The sequence below is a fragment of the Streptomyces sp. MNU89 genome (genome assembly GCF_020982505.1).
Classification (GTDB): domain Bacteria; phylum Actinomycetota; class Actinomycetes; order Streptomycetales; family Streptomycetaceae; genus Streptomyces; species Streptomyces xinghaiensis.
On sequence record NZ_JAJKLL010000001.1, the window covers coordinates 2,862,618 to 2,876,931 of the forward strand.

The 14,314-nt window shown below is 71.9% G+C and carries 11 protein-coding genes and 2 pseudogenes; 7 read left to right on the forward strand and 6 right to left on the reverse strand.

Annotated features, from left to right (window positions below; all coding sequences use genetic code 11):
• Nucleotides 1–6: 6 nt before the first annotated feature.
• Entirely contained in the window at nucleotides 7–1,641 is a 1,635-nt protein-coding gene (locus tag E4N63_RS12210) for a glycoside hydrolase family 20 protein (protein WP_230242453.1), read from the reverse strand.
• 241 nt (nucleotides 1,642–1,882) lie between these two features.
• Here E4N63_RS12210 and E4N63_RS12215 point away from each other — a divergent pair, with 241 nt between their 5' ends.
• From E4N63_RS12215 to E4N63_RS12235, 5 genes are all read left to right on the forward strand, one after another.
• A complete protein-coding gene (locus E4N63_RS12215) occupies nucleotides 1,883–2,596 on the forward strand; it encodes a 2-oxo-4-hydroxy-4-carboxy-5-ureidoimidazoline decarboxylase (RefSeq protein WP_230240639.1) in 714 nt (237 codons plus the stop codon).
• Between the two features lie 199 nt (nucleotides 2,597–2,795).
• A complete protein-coding gene (sdhC, locus tag E4N63_RS12220; RefSeq protein ID WP_043465513.1) occupies nucleotides 2,796–3,176 on the forward strand; it encodes a succinate dehydrogenase, cytochrome b556 subunit in 381 nt (126 codons plus the stop codon).
• A gap of 5 nt (nucleotides 3,177–3,181) precedes the next feature.
• Nucleotides 3,182–3,658 (forward strand): succinate dehydrogenase hydrophobic membrane anchor subunit, encoded by a 477-nt coding sequence (locus E4N63_RS12225; RefSeq protein ID WP_125624869.1) that lies wholly within the window; start codon nucleotides 3,182–3,184, stop codon nucleotides 3,656–3,658.
• Nucleotides 3,659–3,677: 19 nt separating this feature from the next.
• On the forward strand, nucleotides 3,678–5,432 hold the full coding sequence (gene sdhA, locus E4N63_RS12230) for a succinate dehydrogenase flavoprotein subunit (protein WP_019710418.1): 1,755 nt from the start codon (nucleotides 3,678–3,680) through the stop codon (nucleotides 5,430–5,432).
• The gene (locus E4N63_RS12235; protein WP_230240640.1) at nucleotides 5,432–6,205 is read left to right on the forward strand and encodes a succinate dehydrogenase iron-sulfur subunit; all 774 of its coding nucleotides are present in this window, start codon (nucleotides 5,432–5,434) and stop codon (nucleotides 6,203–6,205) included. Before sdhA ends, E4N63_RS12235 begins: the two co-directional genes overlap by 1 nt.
• A 172-nt stretch (nucleotides 6,206–6,377) precedes the next feature.
• Here the strand turns inward: E4N63_RS12235 and E4N63_RS12240 are convergent, their stop codons facing one another.
• The 3 genes from E4N63_RS12240 to E4N63_RS12250 form a co-directional block, all read right to left on the reverse strand.
• Nucleotides 6,378–7,937: an ABC transporter substrate-binding protein gene (locus E4N63_RS12240; RefSeq protein WP_230240641.1), complete on the reverse strand. Its 1,560-nt coding sequence runs from the start codon at nucleotides 7,935–7,937 to the stop codon at nucleotides 6,378–6,380.
• 215 nt (nucleotides 7,938–8,152) lie between these two features.
• Nucleotides 8,153–9,574, reverse strand: a complete 1,422-nt coding sequence (locus E4N63_RS12245; RefSeq protein WP_230240642.1) for a metallophosphoesterase — start codon at nucleotides 9,572–9,574, stop codon at nucleotides 8,153–8,155.
• Complete coding sequence (locus E4N63_RS12250; RefSeq protein ID WP_228429904.1) at nucleotides 9,571–9,888, reverse strand: SCO4848 family membrane protein; 318 nt, start codon at nucleotides 9,886–9,888, stop codon at nucleotides 9,571–9,573. The genes E4N63_RS12245 and E4N63_RS12250 overlap by 4 nt, the downstream gene beginning before the upstream one ends.
• Here E4N63_RS12250 and E4N63_RS12255 point away from each other — a divergent pair.
• Nucleotides 9,827–11,539, forward strand: coding sequence for a D-alanyl-D-alanine carboxypeptidase (locus tag E4N63_RS12255; protein ID WP_230240643.1), 1,713 nt, complete (start codon nucleotides 9,827–9,829; stop codon nucleotides 11,537–11,539). The two genes, E4N63_RS12250 and E4N63_RS12255, sit on opposite strands and share 62 nt — an antisense overlap.
• Before the next feature lie 175 nt (nucleotides 11,540–11,714).
• Here the strand turns inward: E4N63_RS12255 and E4N63_RS12260 are convergent.
• Nucleotides 11,715–12,491: pseudogene (locus E4N63_RS12260) on the reverse strand (YihY/virulence factor BrkB family protein); the annotation flags it as partial.
• Between the two features lie 253 nt (nucleotides 12,492–12,744).
• Nucleotides 12,745–13,314 (reverse strand): annotated as a pseudogene (locus E4N63_RS12265) (TetR/AcrR family transcriptional regulator); the annotation flags it as partial.
• Between the two features lie 69 nt (nucleotides 13,315–13,383).
• Here E4N63_RS12265 and E4N63_RS12270 point away from each other — a divergent pair.
• Complete coding sequence (locus E4N63_RS12270) at nucleotides 13,384–14,277, forward strand: NADP-dependent oxidoreductase (RefSeq protein WP_230240646.1); 894 nt, start codon at nucleotides 13,384–13,386, stop codon at nucleotides 14,275–14,277.
• The last annotated feature ends 37 nt before the right edge of the window (nucleotides 14,278–14,314 follow it).

Sequence of the window (14,314 nt, forward strand, 5' to 3'; positions counted from 1 at the left end):
GCCCCGTCAGCCGCCCGGCCTCTCCTCCCGCTCCGCCTCCAGGCGGTCGGCGAGCTTACGGAACTCCGTCCAGCTCGCCGACGGCTTCCGCGGGTCCCACAGCTTCTGCGCGACCGCCCGCAGCGGCATCCGGATCCCGGTGGCCACCTGGGCCTCCGTCTGGGCGCCGGCCAGATCGCACCAGACGGCGAGCCGGCCGCCGAGCACCCGGTCCGGGCCGGACAGCGCGGCCGGCACCGGCTCGGTGCCGCGCAGCACGGCGGGGGTCCAGCTCTTGTAGATCCGCTCACCGGTGGGATAGGTGAACTGGTTGGGCTCGCCGAGCACGTAGTACAGATACTCGTCGTTGAGGTTGACCAGCTTGCGGCCCTCGCGGAGGTACTCCGCCGGCGGCCGGGCGCCGATCTCCTTGCCGGTCCAGTACTCGACCTCGATGTCCTCGTCGGGCCGTACGGATCCGCCGCTGAAGAAGCCGTCGTTCCACGCCTTGGGCCGCTTGCCCGCCTTCCGCACCGTCTCGGCGCGGTTGTTGAGCCAGGCCGTCGCCAGGTCCTGGACGCGCCCGGCCGAGCCGTAGTCGCGGCGGGCCTGCGCGGCGAGGCCCGGGTAGGCGGCCTCGGGGTTCTCGGCCATCAGCGCGCGGTACTCGTCGGCGCCGAGGTGGAAGTACCGGCCGGGGAAGACGCCGGAGTACTCGCGCAGCAGGTCGTCGACGAGCTCGGCCGACCGCGGCTTGGTGATGTCGATGGCGCCCCGGACCGGTACGCCCTGCGCGTTGCGGAGTTGCAGGTCCGGATGCGCGCGGAGGACGGCGCCGAGGTGGCCGGGCGAGTCGATCTCGGGGATGACGGTGACGTGCAGCCGCTTCGCGAGGTCGAGGATCCGCCGCAGCTGCTTTTTGGTGAGGTGCTGCTCGGAGACGATCTCGGGGTGCGAGTCGCTCTCGATGCGGAAGCCCTGGTCGTCGGAGAAGTGCAGACCGAGCTGGTTGAACTTGAGGTCGGCGATCTCCCGGATGCGGGCCTCGATCCACTCCGGGGTGAAGTGCTTGCGCGCGATGTCGAGCATCAGTCCGCGCTGGGCGCGGTCGGGGCGGTCGTCGACGGTGCCCTCGGGGACGGTGCCCTCGGTGCGCAGGACCTGCAGAACGGTGCGGGTGCCGTAGAAGACGCCCGCGTCGGTGGAGCCGGTGATCCGGACGCGGCCGTCGCGGGTGGTGAGCCGGTACGCCTCGGCCCCGCCTTTCTGCTCCCGGGTGATGGCCAGTTCGAGGTCGCCGCGCCGGGCCGGGCCGTCGTGACGGGGCAGGTCCAGCTCCGCGGCGACCGTCCGGGCCTCGTCGGCCAGCGGACCGTCCGGGTCGGCGACGACACGGCTGCCGGAGCCGGGCCGCCAGCCGGGCCCCCGGCCGCTCTCGAACTTCCGTACGGCGGGGATGGTCACGGGCGGGGACGACGGCGGATAGGAGCGGGTGGCGGTGGCCGCCGGTGACCTCTCGTCGGTACCGGTTCCGTCGGCCGGTCCGTCCGAACATCCGGCCAGCAGGACCGCCGCGACCGTCACGGCGGTCCAGGCGGGCAGCCGCCGGCGGATTCCCGGCGCGGGGAGCGGCCGCCGGGTCGCCTTCGGCGCGGAGAGCATGGGCAAGGGAAAACCTCCTCGTTCACCCGCGAAGGTAAGGCCCCGCACGGGCTTTCCCGTCCGTCACACGCGCGGGCGGCCCGGACCGGGCGGGCGCCTCTCCCGTCGGACCGACCGGTCGGCCCGACAAAAGCCCAGGTCGGACCGGGTGGCCGCGGTCGGTGGGACCGGCGGCGCGGAGCCGTCATCAACGCCACGTCAAAAAACCTCCCCCGGTGGGTGAAATTCGCGCATCTGTGGCATGGCGGCCATCACCGCCCGCTACGGTTACCCCCTCGCCCCATCGTGCCGCCCGGGCCCACCGCGCGGGTGCGCGCACCGCGTCATCTCTCGCACCTCACCTCACCTCACCTCCCCCGGCCCTGCCAGGGGGCTCCCAGAGGAGTCCACCGTCTCCGGCCTCGACCACTTCAACGCCCAGCCACCCGACGCCGCGGAACACGCGCTGCTCGCCTGCTGCGGCAGCCGCCGCTGGGCCCGCAGGCTCACCGGCCACCGGCCGTACCCGGATGTCGGCGCGCTGCTGGCGGCCGCCGACGAGGCGAGCTACGACCTCTCCCCCGCCGACCTCGCCGAGGCCCTGGCCCGGGAGTCCGCGCCCGGGCTGCCGGGGCTCCCGCTGCCGCGCGCCCGCTCGGGCGAGGAGCGGCAGCCCGCCCTGGCGGGCCCGCGCGACTCCTGCTGCGGCAGCGGGCAGCCGGACGCCGTCCCGGCCCGGCGGCCGGGCGTCCTGGCGGCGCACACCGCGCTGCGCGCCGCCCACGCCGCGTACGAGAGCCGCTTCGGCCACGCCTTCGTGATCTGCCTGGACGGCGTGGACCCGGCGGAGTCGCTGGACCATGTGCTGGCCGGCCTCCGCACCCGGCTCGGCCACGAGCCGGAGCAGGAGCGGGTCGTGGTGGCGGAGGAGATGCGCCGGCTGGGCCGCGGCAGGCTCGCCCGGCTCATGGCCTGAACGGCTCGCCCCGGGGTCTCCGGCCGGGTTCCTGGCTTCCGGTAGCCCGTACGTGCCTGTTTGATCACACCTGAGGCCCCCCGTGGGAGTGATCAGCTCCGGCGTGGCTACGATGGCCGGGGCCGGTGGACCGTACCCGGCCGGGCCATACCGACATCCGAGCCGGCAGGCCCCAGTCCCGCTTCCGGAGGGTAAGTCCGTGCCGGCTGGAACGCTTTACCGCGGCCGGGAAGGCATGTGGAGCTGGGTGGCTCATCGAGTCACCGGTGTCCTCATCTTCTTCTTCCTGTTCGTCCATGTGCTCGACACGTCCCTCGTCCGCGTCTCCCCCGAGGCGTACGACGACGTGGTCGCGACCTACAAGACTCCCCTCGTCGCCCTGATGGAGTACGGCCTCGTCGCCGCCATCCTCTTCCACGCGCTGAACGGCCTGCGGGTCGTCGCGGTGGACTTCTGGTCCAAGGGCACCAAGTACCAGAGGCAGCTGCTCTGGACGGTCATGGCCATCTGGATCGTGCTGATGGCCGGGGCCCTGTACCCCGTCCTCGGCCACGCCGCGAGCGAAGTCTTCGGGAGCTGAGCACCATGGCAACCACTGAGAGCTCGTCCGTCGAACTGACCGGCAGCAGTGCCGGCTACAGCCCCGAGAACCCCGCTCCGGTCATCGAGCCGCCGCGGGCCCGCACCAAGAAGACCCCGCGGGCGTCCCGGACCAACTTCGAGATGCACGGCTGGCTGTTCATGCGGCTGTCCGGCATCGTGCTGACCGTCCTCGTCGTCGGCCACCTCGTGCTCCAGCTGGTGCTGGACGGCGGTGTGCAGAAGATCAACTTCGCCTTCGTCGCCGGCCGCTGGGCTTCGCCGTTCTGGCAGATCTGGGATCTGACCATGCTGTGGCTCGCCATGCTGCACGGCGCCAACGGCCTGCGGACGATCATCAACGACTACGCCGAGCGGGACACCACGCGCTTCTGGCTGAAGATGCTGCTGTGGACCGCCACGGTGTTCACCGTTCTGCTGGGCACGCTGGTGATCTTCACCTTCGACCCGAACATCCGCTAGAGCCGGGGCTGACGAGACCATGAAGATCCACAAGTACGACACCGTCATCGTCGGCGCCGGTGGCGCGGGCATGCGCGCGGCCATCGAGTCGACCAAGCGCAGCCGGACCGCGGTCCTGACGAAGCTGTACCCGACGCGCTCCCACACCGGCGCCGCCCAGGGCGGCATGGCCGCCGCCCTCGCGAACGTCGAGGAGGACAACTGGGAGTGGCACACCTTCGACACGATCAAGGGCGGTGACTACCTGGTCGACCAGGACGCCGCCGAGATCCTGGCGAAGGAGGCCATCGACGCCGTCCTCGACCTGGAGAAGATGGGCCTGCCGTTCAACCGCACGCCGGGCGGCACCATCGACCAGCGCCGCTTCGGCGGCCACAGCCGCAACCACGGCGAGGCGCCGGTCCGCCGGTCCTGCTACGCCGCGGACCGCACCGGCCACATGATCCTCCAGACGCTGTACCAGAACTGCGTCAAGGAGGGCGTGGAGTTCTACAACGAGTTCTACGTCCTGGACCTCCTCCTCAACGAGACGGACGGGGTCAAGCGCACCGCGGGCGTCGTCGCGTACGAGCTGGCCACCGGCGAGATCCACGTCTTCCGGGCGAAGGCCGTGATCTTCGCCTCCGGCGGCACCGGCAAGTTCTTCAAGGTGACCTCCAACGCCCACACCCTGACCGGTGACGGCCAGGCCGCCGCGTTCCGCCGCGGTCTGCCGCTGGAGGACATGGAGTTCTTCCAGTTCCACCCGACGGGCATCTGGCGGATGGGCATCCTGCTCACCGAGGGCGCGCGCGGCGAGGGCGGCATCCTCCGCAACAAGGACGGCGAGCGCTTCATGGAGAAGTACGCGCCCGTCATGAAGGACCTCGCCTCGCGCGACGTCGTCTCCCGTTCGATCTACACCGAGATCCGCGAGGGACGCGGCTGCGGCCCCGAGGGCGACCACGTCTACCTGGACCTGACGCACCTGCCGCCGGAGCAGCTGGACGCCAAGCTGCCCGACATCACCGAGTTCGCGCGGACGTACCTCGGGATCGAGCCCTACACGGACCCGATCCCGATCCAGCCGACCGCGCACTACGCGATGGGCGGCATCCCGACCAACGTCCAGGGCGAGGTGCTGGCGGACAACACCACCGTCGTGCCGGGTCTGTACGCGGCCGGCGAGGTCGCCTGCGTCTCCGTGCACGGCGCCAACCGGCTGGGCACCAACTCGCTGCTCGACATCAACGTCTTCGGGCGCCGGGCCGGCATCGCCGCCGCCGAGTACGCCGCGGAGCACGACTACGTCGAGCTGCCGGAGGACCCGGCCGCCCAGGTCGTGGGCCAGGTGGAGCGGATGCGGAGCGCCACCGGCACCGAGCGGGTCACCGAGATCCGCAAGGCGCTGCAGGAGACCATGGACACCAACGTCATGGTGTTCCGCACCGAGCAGACGCTGAAGACGGCGGTCGAGGAGATCGGCGCGCTGCGCGAGCGCTACCTCAACGTGTCCGTGCAGGACAAGGGCAAGCGGTTCAACACCGACCTGCTGGAGGCCCTGGAGCTGGGCAACCTGCTCGATCTGGCCGAGGTGACGGCCGTGTCCGCGCTGGCCCGCAAGGAGTCCCGCGGCGGTCACTACCGCGAGGACTTCCCCAACCGCGACGACGTCAACTTCATGCGGCACACCATGGCGTACCGCGAGGTGGGCGAGGACGGCACCGAGTCGATCCGGCTCGACTACAAGCCGGTCGTGACGACCCGCTACCAGCCGATGGAGCGTAAGTACTGATGAGCACCGCAACGCTCGACAAGCACGAGCCCCAGGACACGCCGGCTTCCGCCACGGCCGCGGACCTGATCACGGTCACCTTCCGGATCCGCCGGTTCAACCCGGAGGTGTCGGCCGACGCGAGCTGGGAGGACTTCCGGTTCGAGATCGACCCGAAGGAGCGGGTGCTCGACGCCCTCCACAAGATCAAGTGGGAGCTCGACGGGACGCTGACCTTCCGGCGCTCCTGCGCGCACGGCATCTGCGGCTCGGACGCGATGCGCATCAACGGCCGCAACCGGCTGGCGTGCAAGACGCTGATCAAGGACATGAACCCGGAGAAGCCGATCACGGTCGAGCCCATCAAGGGCCTGGCGGTCCTCAAGGACCTCGTGGTCGACATGGAGCCCTTCTTCCAGGCGTACCGCGACATCATGCCGTTCCTCGTCACCGAGGGGAACGAGCCGACGCGCGAGCGGCTGCAGAGCGCCGAGGACCGCGAGCGGTTCGACGACACCACCAAGTGCATCCTGTGCGCCGCGTGCACGTCGTCCTGCCCGGTGTTCTGGAACGACGGGCAGTACTTCGGCCCGCAGGCGATCGTGGGCGCGCACCGCTTCATCTTCGACTCGCGCGACGAGGGCGGTGAGCAGCGGCTGGAGATCCTCAACTCCAAGGAGGGCGTCTGGCGCTGCCGCACCACCTTCAACTGCACCGAGGCGTGCCCGCGCGGCATCGAGATCACCAAGGCCATCCAGGAGGTCAAGCGGGCACTGATCACGCGCCGCTTCTGAGCCGGCCGGGCCGCCCGTTTCCGGGCGGCCCCGTGGTGAACGCGACCGGGCCCGGTCCGTACGTGCGAGACGTACGGACCGGGCCCGTCGGCGCGCCGGGGCGGATCCCGGTGGCGGCCGGGTCCCGGGACGCCGGTCGGATCCTGCTCCGGCCGGTGCCCCGGAACGCCGGTCAGATCCTGCTCAGCTCCCAGAGCCGCCAGGCCCCGCTGCCGTCCGACAGGTACTGGTAGCCGGCGACGCCCTCCGTGCTGAGCACGTAGTCCTTGCGCTCCCAGAGCGGGATCAGCGGCACGTCCTCGGCGACGATCTCCTGGATCGCCGCGAAGTCGCGGGCGGCCTCGCGGCGGTCGGTGGTGCGCTGGGTGGCGCGGATGAGCCGGTCGACGCGGCTGTCGCGGTATTGGTTGTGGAAGGCGGAGCCGGAGCCGACGACCGGGGTGACGAAGGTTTCCGGGTCGGGGAAGTCGGCGACCCAGCCGATGCAGTAGGCGTCGTACTTGCCCTCGGCGTACCCCTTCTGGAACTGGGCCCATGCGTGCCGGGTGACGTCGACCTCGAAGAGCCCGGTCTCCTCCAGCTGCTCGCGGAGGAGTTCGGCCTCGGCGTCCGTGGCGGAGCCCTGGGAGTAGGCGATGCGGAACCGCACCGGGGTCTCGATGCCCGCTTCCTCCAGCAGTTGGCGCGCCCGGCTCGGGTCGGGCTTGGGGTCGTTCTCGAAGAACGAGGTGGTGTGGCCATTGACCCCGGTCGGGATGAGCGAGTACAGCGGTGTGACGGTGCGGTCGTGGACGTCCCGCGCCAGGGCCTGCCGGTCGATGACGGCGGCGACGGCCTGCCGTACGGCCGGCTCGCTCAGCGGGGCGTTCTCGCGGAGGTTGAACACCAGCGAGCGGGTGGCGTACGCGGTGTTCTCCTCCACGTTGACGTTGCGGGCGCCGGCTTCGACGACGGAGGTCAGGGCCTCCGGCGGCAGTCCGCGCGCGGCGACGTCGATCTCCCGCTTCTGCCAGGCCTTCTCGAGTTCGCCGGGGCCGTCGTAGTAGCGGATGGTGACGCGGTTGCCGAGGCTTCCGAGTGCTCCCCGGTAGCCGGTGTTGGGCACCAGCCGGGCCTCCCGGCCCTCCGAGTAGCCGTCGATGCGGTACGGGCCGGAGCCGTTGGCGTCGCCGTCCCTGCGCAGCCGGTCCTTCTCGTAGGTGGCGGGGTCGACGATCGACCCGGCCCCTGTCGCGATCTTGAACGGGAAGGTGGCGTCGGGCGACCGCAGGAAGAAGGTGACGGTGTTGTCCCGGGCCTTCACGGAGCCCAGGGTGTCCAGCAGCGGCATGGGGCCCTGGGGGCTCTTGATGCGGCGGATGCGGTCGAAGGAGAACTTCACCGCCTCGGCCGTCAGAGGGTTGCCGTTGGCGAACTGCAGGTCGGAGCGGAGCTCGCAGGTGTACTGCAGCAGGTCGGCGCCGGTGAACTCACAGCTGCGGGCGGCGTCGGGGACGGGCTCCTCCTTGCCGCGCTCGAAGGTCAGCAGCGACTGGTAGATGTTGGAGTAGACCGCCCAGGAGCCCGCGTCGTAGGCGCCCGCGGGGTCGAGTGAGGAGACCGTGTCCGTGGTCCCCACGAGGATCGGTTTCTCGCCTTTCTCGTAAGCCTCCAGCAGTCGGATGCCGATCACGCCGAACGTCACGGAGACCGCGACGATGATCGCGACGATCCGGAATTGGAACCACTCCACGGAAGCCCTCCCACGGCACACCTGCTCCACCGGTGGAAGGGCGCAGAGCGCCCCTGCCCCCCATCCGGTGATCTGCATCACTTAAACACAGTGTGCAGTCAGCGCATAGCCGTATGCGCCCAAGCATTTTCGGGCTGTGCGGGAGATCAAACCTGATAGTCAGATTTGGTCAAGTTCAATCATCGGCGATCTGTATCGATCAGTAAGGGCCGCCGTCAGGCGTGTGGTGAGGCCAGAGTGACCACAGTGATGTCGGATTCCGCCCCCACCCGGACCGGCGGACCCCATGCGCCCGCCCCGCGCGTCACATAGAGCTGGGTGTCGCCGTAGCGTTCCAGCCCCGCGACGGTCGGGTTGGCGAGCGCGGCGAGATACTCCCCGGGCCACAGCTGACCGCCGTGGGTGTGCCCGGAGAGCTGGAGGCCGACGCCGTACCGCACGGCCTCGTCGATCACCACCGGCTGGTGCGCGAGGAGCACCGAGGCCCGCGCCGGGTCGCGGTCGCCCAGCGCCCGGCCGAAGTCGGGGCCCTCCCCCGCCGTGCCCTCGCGCTCCGCCGCCGGGTCGTTGACCCCGGCGAGGTCGAAGCCGGGCAGCTCCACCCGGGCGTTCTCCAGCGGATTGACCCCCAGCTCGCGCACGAAGTCCACCCACTGCGCCGCACCGGAGAAGTACTCGTGGTTGCCCGTCACGAAGAACGAACCGTCCCGGGACCGGAGACCGGCCAGCGGCTCGGCGGCCGGGCCCAGGTCGGCGACGTCGCCGTCGACGAGATCCCCGACGACCGCGACCAGGTCCGGCCGCGTCCGGTTGATCGTCTCCACGATCCGGCGGGTGTGCGCCCGGCCGAGGACCGGGCCGATGTGGATGTCGCTGACCACGGCTATCCGGTAGCCGTGCGCGGAGCGCGGCAGCTTGGCGAGCGGGACCGTGATCCGCTTGACCGAGGGACCGTTCAGGACGTCCAGGGTGCCGTGGCCGACCGTGCCCAGCGCGGCCGCCGAGGCGGCGACGGCCACCGTGCGGGCCACGAACAGCCTCCGGCTGGGAGCGGGAGGGGCGGACGGTTCCGGCGGGGCGGACCGGGCGGACTGGGCGGACGGTCCTGGATCAGCCGCCGGGGCGGGGCCCAACCCGGCGGCCCGCGGAGCCGGCCCGGCGGGACCGGCGGCGGCGGAACCCGCCGTCTCCCCCGCCCCCGCCGGGGCCGCGACGGAGAGAGCCTCCGGGGAGCTCTCGGCTGCCGTCTCCGGAGAGCCCCCGGGGGCCGTCACCGGTGCGGGCACGGGCTCGCCCGCGGCGGCGGGCCGGGCCGCCCTGTCCCGGGACCGGAGCAGACGGTGGAGCAGCGGCCGCACCGCCTCGCCGACCAGCAGGGCCAGCGTCAGATAGAGCACCACGGCCAGCCACAGATAGCCCGGCCAGGCCAGCACCTGTTCGACGGCGAAGGGCGCCCCGGCCCGGCCGCTCGTCAGGGCGGCGATCGTGGTCAGGGGCAGCAGCACGGCCGCGGCCGTGCCGATCCGCCGCCCGGCACCGCCCGGCGCCGTCGTGTCGCGGACGATCCGCCGCCACAGGTACCAGTGCACGCCCCCGAACAGGCCGAGGATCACCAGCAGGACGAGGAGGAAGATCACGTCCGGCTCCCGGTGCCCGGCGCCGGCACGTCACCGTGGCCCGCGTCCTGCCCGCTCCGCCCGGCCCCGGCGTCCGCGACGGCGCGCCAGGCGCGTACACCGCGCAGCCCGATCAGGCCGACGGCGGTCCCCAGCAGGAGGGAGGTGACGGCGAGCAGCAGATGCACCCAGAAGTAAGCGGTCGGCTCACCGGCGTCGTCGAAGGCCAGTCCGCTTCCGTTCCCCCAGAGGTTCCGGGCGAAGGTCGTCCAGATGAACCAGCTCCACACCCCGAAGGCCAGCAGGAACCAGGAGGCCCTGCGGCCGGGCAGCATCGGACGGGAGGTTGCGGGCGGGGAGTCCACGGCAGAACGCGACATGCGTTCCAGTATCACCGGCCCCGCGGGATGCCCGACGCCCGGGGCGGTGCGGCCGTCCGGACGGCACGGCCTGCGGATTTCCCGGGCGTGGCGCAACTCGGCCACCGCGGTGTGCCGTTGGCGGGCGGCACACGGTACTTTCACGGTCGTGCCTGCTCTTGTACCGGGCGTATCCGCCCGCCGCCCCGCCGCACTGTCGCGCGGACTGATACCGGCCGTCGCGGCCGCCCTGCTGCTGTTCCCGCTCTCCGCCGGGCCCGCGCTCGCCGCGGACGGGGACAGCGGGAAGCCGAAGGAGCCGAAGCCGCCCGCGCGGATGTCCGAGATCGGCGGCGAGCTGCTCGGCCGCCCCGGCACCCAGGTGCGCCCCGGCCCCGGGGTGCCCGCACTGCCCGCGAAGCTGACCGGCCGCTCCTGGATCGTCGCCGACGCCGAGTCGGGCGATGTGCTGGCCGCGCACAACGCGCACTGGAAGCTGCCGCCCGCGAGCACCCTCAAGATGCTGTTCGCGGACACCCTGCTGCCGAAGTTCGACAAGAAGCAGGAGCACAAGGTCCTCCGCACCGAGCTGGAGGGCATGGGCGCGGGCAGCAGCGCCGTCGGCATCAAGGAGAACCTCACCTACACGGTGCGCGATCTCTGGCTCGGTGTCTTCCTGCGCTCCGGCAACGACGCGGTGCGCGTGCTGGCCCACAAGAACGGCGGCATCGACCGGACCGTCCAGGAGATGCAGGCGCGGGCCGAGGAGCTCAACGCCCTGGACACCACCGTCGTCAGCCCCGACGGCTACGACGCCCCCCACCAGTTCAGCAGCGCCTACGATCTGACGCTCATCGCCCGCTCCGGGCTGCAGAACGCCGACTTCCGCGAGTACTGCTCGACGGTGAGCGCCGACTTCCCCGGCAAGTGGAAGACGGACAAGAAGACCAAGAAGAAGAAGCGCGAGACCTTCACGATCCAGAACACCGACCGGCTGCTCACCGGGGACTACGACCTCACTCCGTACAAGGGCGTCGCCGGGATCAAGAACGGCTACACCTCGAAGGCGGGCTGGACGTTCACCGGGGTCGCCCAGCGCGGTGAGCGGGTGCTGCTGGTCACGGTGATGAACCCGTCCTCCAAGGAGCACAACGCGGTCTACAAGGAGACCGCGAAGCTCTTCGACTGGGGGTTCGAGGCCGCCGGGAAGGCCGAGCCGGTGGGCACGCTGGTACCGCCCCGCGGCGCCGAGCCCGCCACGGGCGAGGCGGGCGGCACCGACGGCGCGCGGCCGGAGGATCCCGCGCAGGCCGGGGTCGCGGCGCAGCGGACGCCGGGCGGCTCGGCCGGGGTCGGCACGGTGCTGGGCCTCATGGGCGCGCTGCTGGTGGTGCTGGCCGCGGCGGGGCTGCTGGTTCACCGCCGCTGGCCGCTGCCGGAGCGGGCAGGGCGCCACCCGGCGGAGACCCCGGGCGATCCGGGCGCTCCGGGGGCTGCTCCGCGGTCCCGGACGCCGTGGAAACTGTGGAAGCCCGGGAGGCCGGGGAAGCCGAAGGAGCCGGAGAAGCCTGGGGAGACCCCGGCTTCCGAGAAGTCCCCGGAGGGGAAGCCGGAGCCGCGGGGCTGACCCCGGTTCCGGAGGCCGTCGGGCCGGCGGGGGCCCGCGCACCGGCGGAAGACCGCGCACCGGCGCCGGAAGGGTTCTCCCCGGCGGCATGGTCCCCGGCGGGGCGGGGGAGTTCGGTCGCCGTCCAGGCGGCGCAGTACAGCAGCAGCCGGGCCATGAGGCTGATCCAGAGCAGCAGGGCGACCGGCACGCCGAAGGCGCCGTACATGCTCTTGCCGGCCACGCCCTGCAGATAGCTGCTGAGGAGCAGCTTCAGCAGTTCAAAACCGACCGCGCCGATCAGTCCGGCGAAGATCACGGCGCGGCGCTCCGGGTGCACCTGCGGCAGCCTGGTCAGCAGATACGCCAGCATCAGGAAGTCCGCGAGGATCCCGATGCCCAGTCCGGCGAGGAAGAGCAGCACGCTGCCCACGCCGCCCTCGTCGAGCCCGAGCCGTCCGGCGGCCCAGCCGACGGCGCTGCTGGCGAACGCCGAGCCGGCCACGGCGCACAGCCCGGTCACCGCCAGGCCCAGGAGTACCGCGATGTCCTTGAGCCGGAGCACCACGGGGTTGCCGGGGTCCTCCTCCTTCTGCCAGACGGTGCGCAGGCACTCCCGGAGCGAGCCCACCCAGCGGGTGCCGACCACCAGCAGCACACTGCCGGAGATCAGTCCGACCGTGCCGGCGTTCGTCACCAGTTCGGCCAGGTCGAGCCGCTCGGCGGAGAGGGGCAGCTGCTCGGCCACCTGCCGCTGCAGTTCGCGCACCTGGGCCGGGCCGAGGAGCGCGGCGGTGATCGAGGCGCCCAGGCTGATCAGCGGGAAGACCGCGATGAAGCTGAAGAAGGTGATGGCCGCGGCGAGGCGGTCCCAGTGCACCTCGTCGAGCCGCTGATAGGCGCGCCCGGCGTGTGTCCGCAGCAGCCGGGTGGCGGCGGGGCCGACCACGGGGAGTCTCTTCAGCCAGTCCATGGCGGTCGCCTACCCCCTCCGGCCGCCGGTCGCGCACCGGGGGACCGGGAAACCTGAACGGTGCGCCGCCCCGGCGCGCCCGGTGCTTCGGGTGGGCGGGGGCGCGGTGCGGGCGTCCCGGTATGAGCCGTCGCGGCCGGCCGGTGAACGGTCCACGCCCGCGGAGGGAGCCGTCCCGGCGGACCCGGCCGGAGCCCTTATCCGCGGCCCGCGCCCGCCGTTCCCGGGGACGGGGCCGGCGCCCGCCCGGAGGGCGGGTGGCCTCCCAGGCCGCCTCGATCATCCGGAAGATCTCGTCCACCGCGGTCTCCGGATCGGTCGCCTCACGGGCCAGGGAGAAGGCGTCGACCACGAACCTCGCGATCGTCCGGCAGGCCGTGGTGGTCCGGGGCGGGCCGGATTCGCCGGCGATGGCCGCGGCCAGCGACTCCGCGTGGCGGAGCATCATCGACTCCTCGTACTCCCGCAGGGCGGGGGTCGCGTCGACCATGCGCCGGATCGGGGCGGTGCCGTCCGCCGTGCAATGGCGTACCAGGGCCTGGATCTCGCGGCGCAGCGCGGGGATGAGCGGCTCGTGCGGCGCCCGGCCGGTGACCGCCTGCCGGAGGCGTTGCTCGAAGTCCTCGTCCTGCTCGAACACCAGGGCCTCTTTCGAGGCGAAGTGCGAGAAGACCGTGGTGACGGCCACGTCGGCCTCGGTGGCCACGTCACGGATGCCCACCGCGTCGTACCCGCGCTCCAGGAAGAGCCGCAGGGCGGTCTCGGCGATCTTCTGGCGGGTCGCGGCCTTCTTGCGCTCACGGCGTCCGGTCGGCTCGGTCATGGCCTGAAACTATCAGATACAAATGCGGAACGGTTCAATAAAACTAACGGTTAGTGTTACGGTCCCCGTATGAAGAAAGTGAGCTTCGCCGCCTTCGGCGGTCCCGACGTTCTGCGCCTCATGGATGCCGAGGAGCCCCACGCGGGCCCCGGCCACATACGTATCGCCGTACGGGCGGCGGGGGTGAACCCCGTCGACTGGAGGATCCGGGAGGGCCAGTTCCAGCAGATCAGCCCGCTCGCGCTGCCCGCCGGAGTCGGGCAGGACGCCGCCGGGGTGGTGGACGAGATCGGCGAGGGTGTCGAAGGGGTCGAGATCGGCGACCCCGTGTTCGGCGGAGGCTCCGACACCTACGCCGAGTTCGCCGTGCTGTCGGCCTGGGCCCGTATGCCCCAGGGCCTGACGTTCGAGGAGGCGGCCGGGTACCCCTCCGTGATGGAGACCGCGCTGCGCATCATCCGCGAGGCCGGTGTGTCTTACGGGCAGACGCTGCTGGTCAACGGTGCCTCCGGGGGCGTCGGATCGGCGGTGCTGCAGATCGCCCGCGACCGCGGCATCACGGTGATCGGCACGGCCGGGGCCGCGAACCAGGACTATCTGCGCGGCCTGGGTGCCGTCGCCACGACGTATGGCGAGGGCTGGGCCGAGCGGGTGCGGCGGCTGGGCCGTGTCGACGCGGCTCTCGATCTGGCCGGCTCGGGCGTGCTCCGCGAGCTGGTCGAGCTGACCGGGGATCCGCAGAAGGTGATCACCATCGCCGATCCCGCCGCACGGGAACTCGGTGTCCGGTTCTCCGGGGCGGCCGGGAGCATGACGGACGCGCTCGCCGAGGCCGCCCGCCTCATCTCGGAGGGCGGGCTCCACATCCCGGTCGAGAGGTCGTACCCGCTGGCCGAGGCCGCTGCGGCGCACATCGACAGCCAGGCCGGTCACACGCGCGGGCGCCGGGTCATCGTCGTCTGAGCCGGTTCGCGCGCGGCGAGGACCCGGCCGGTCAAGG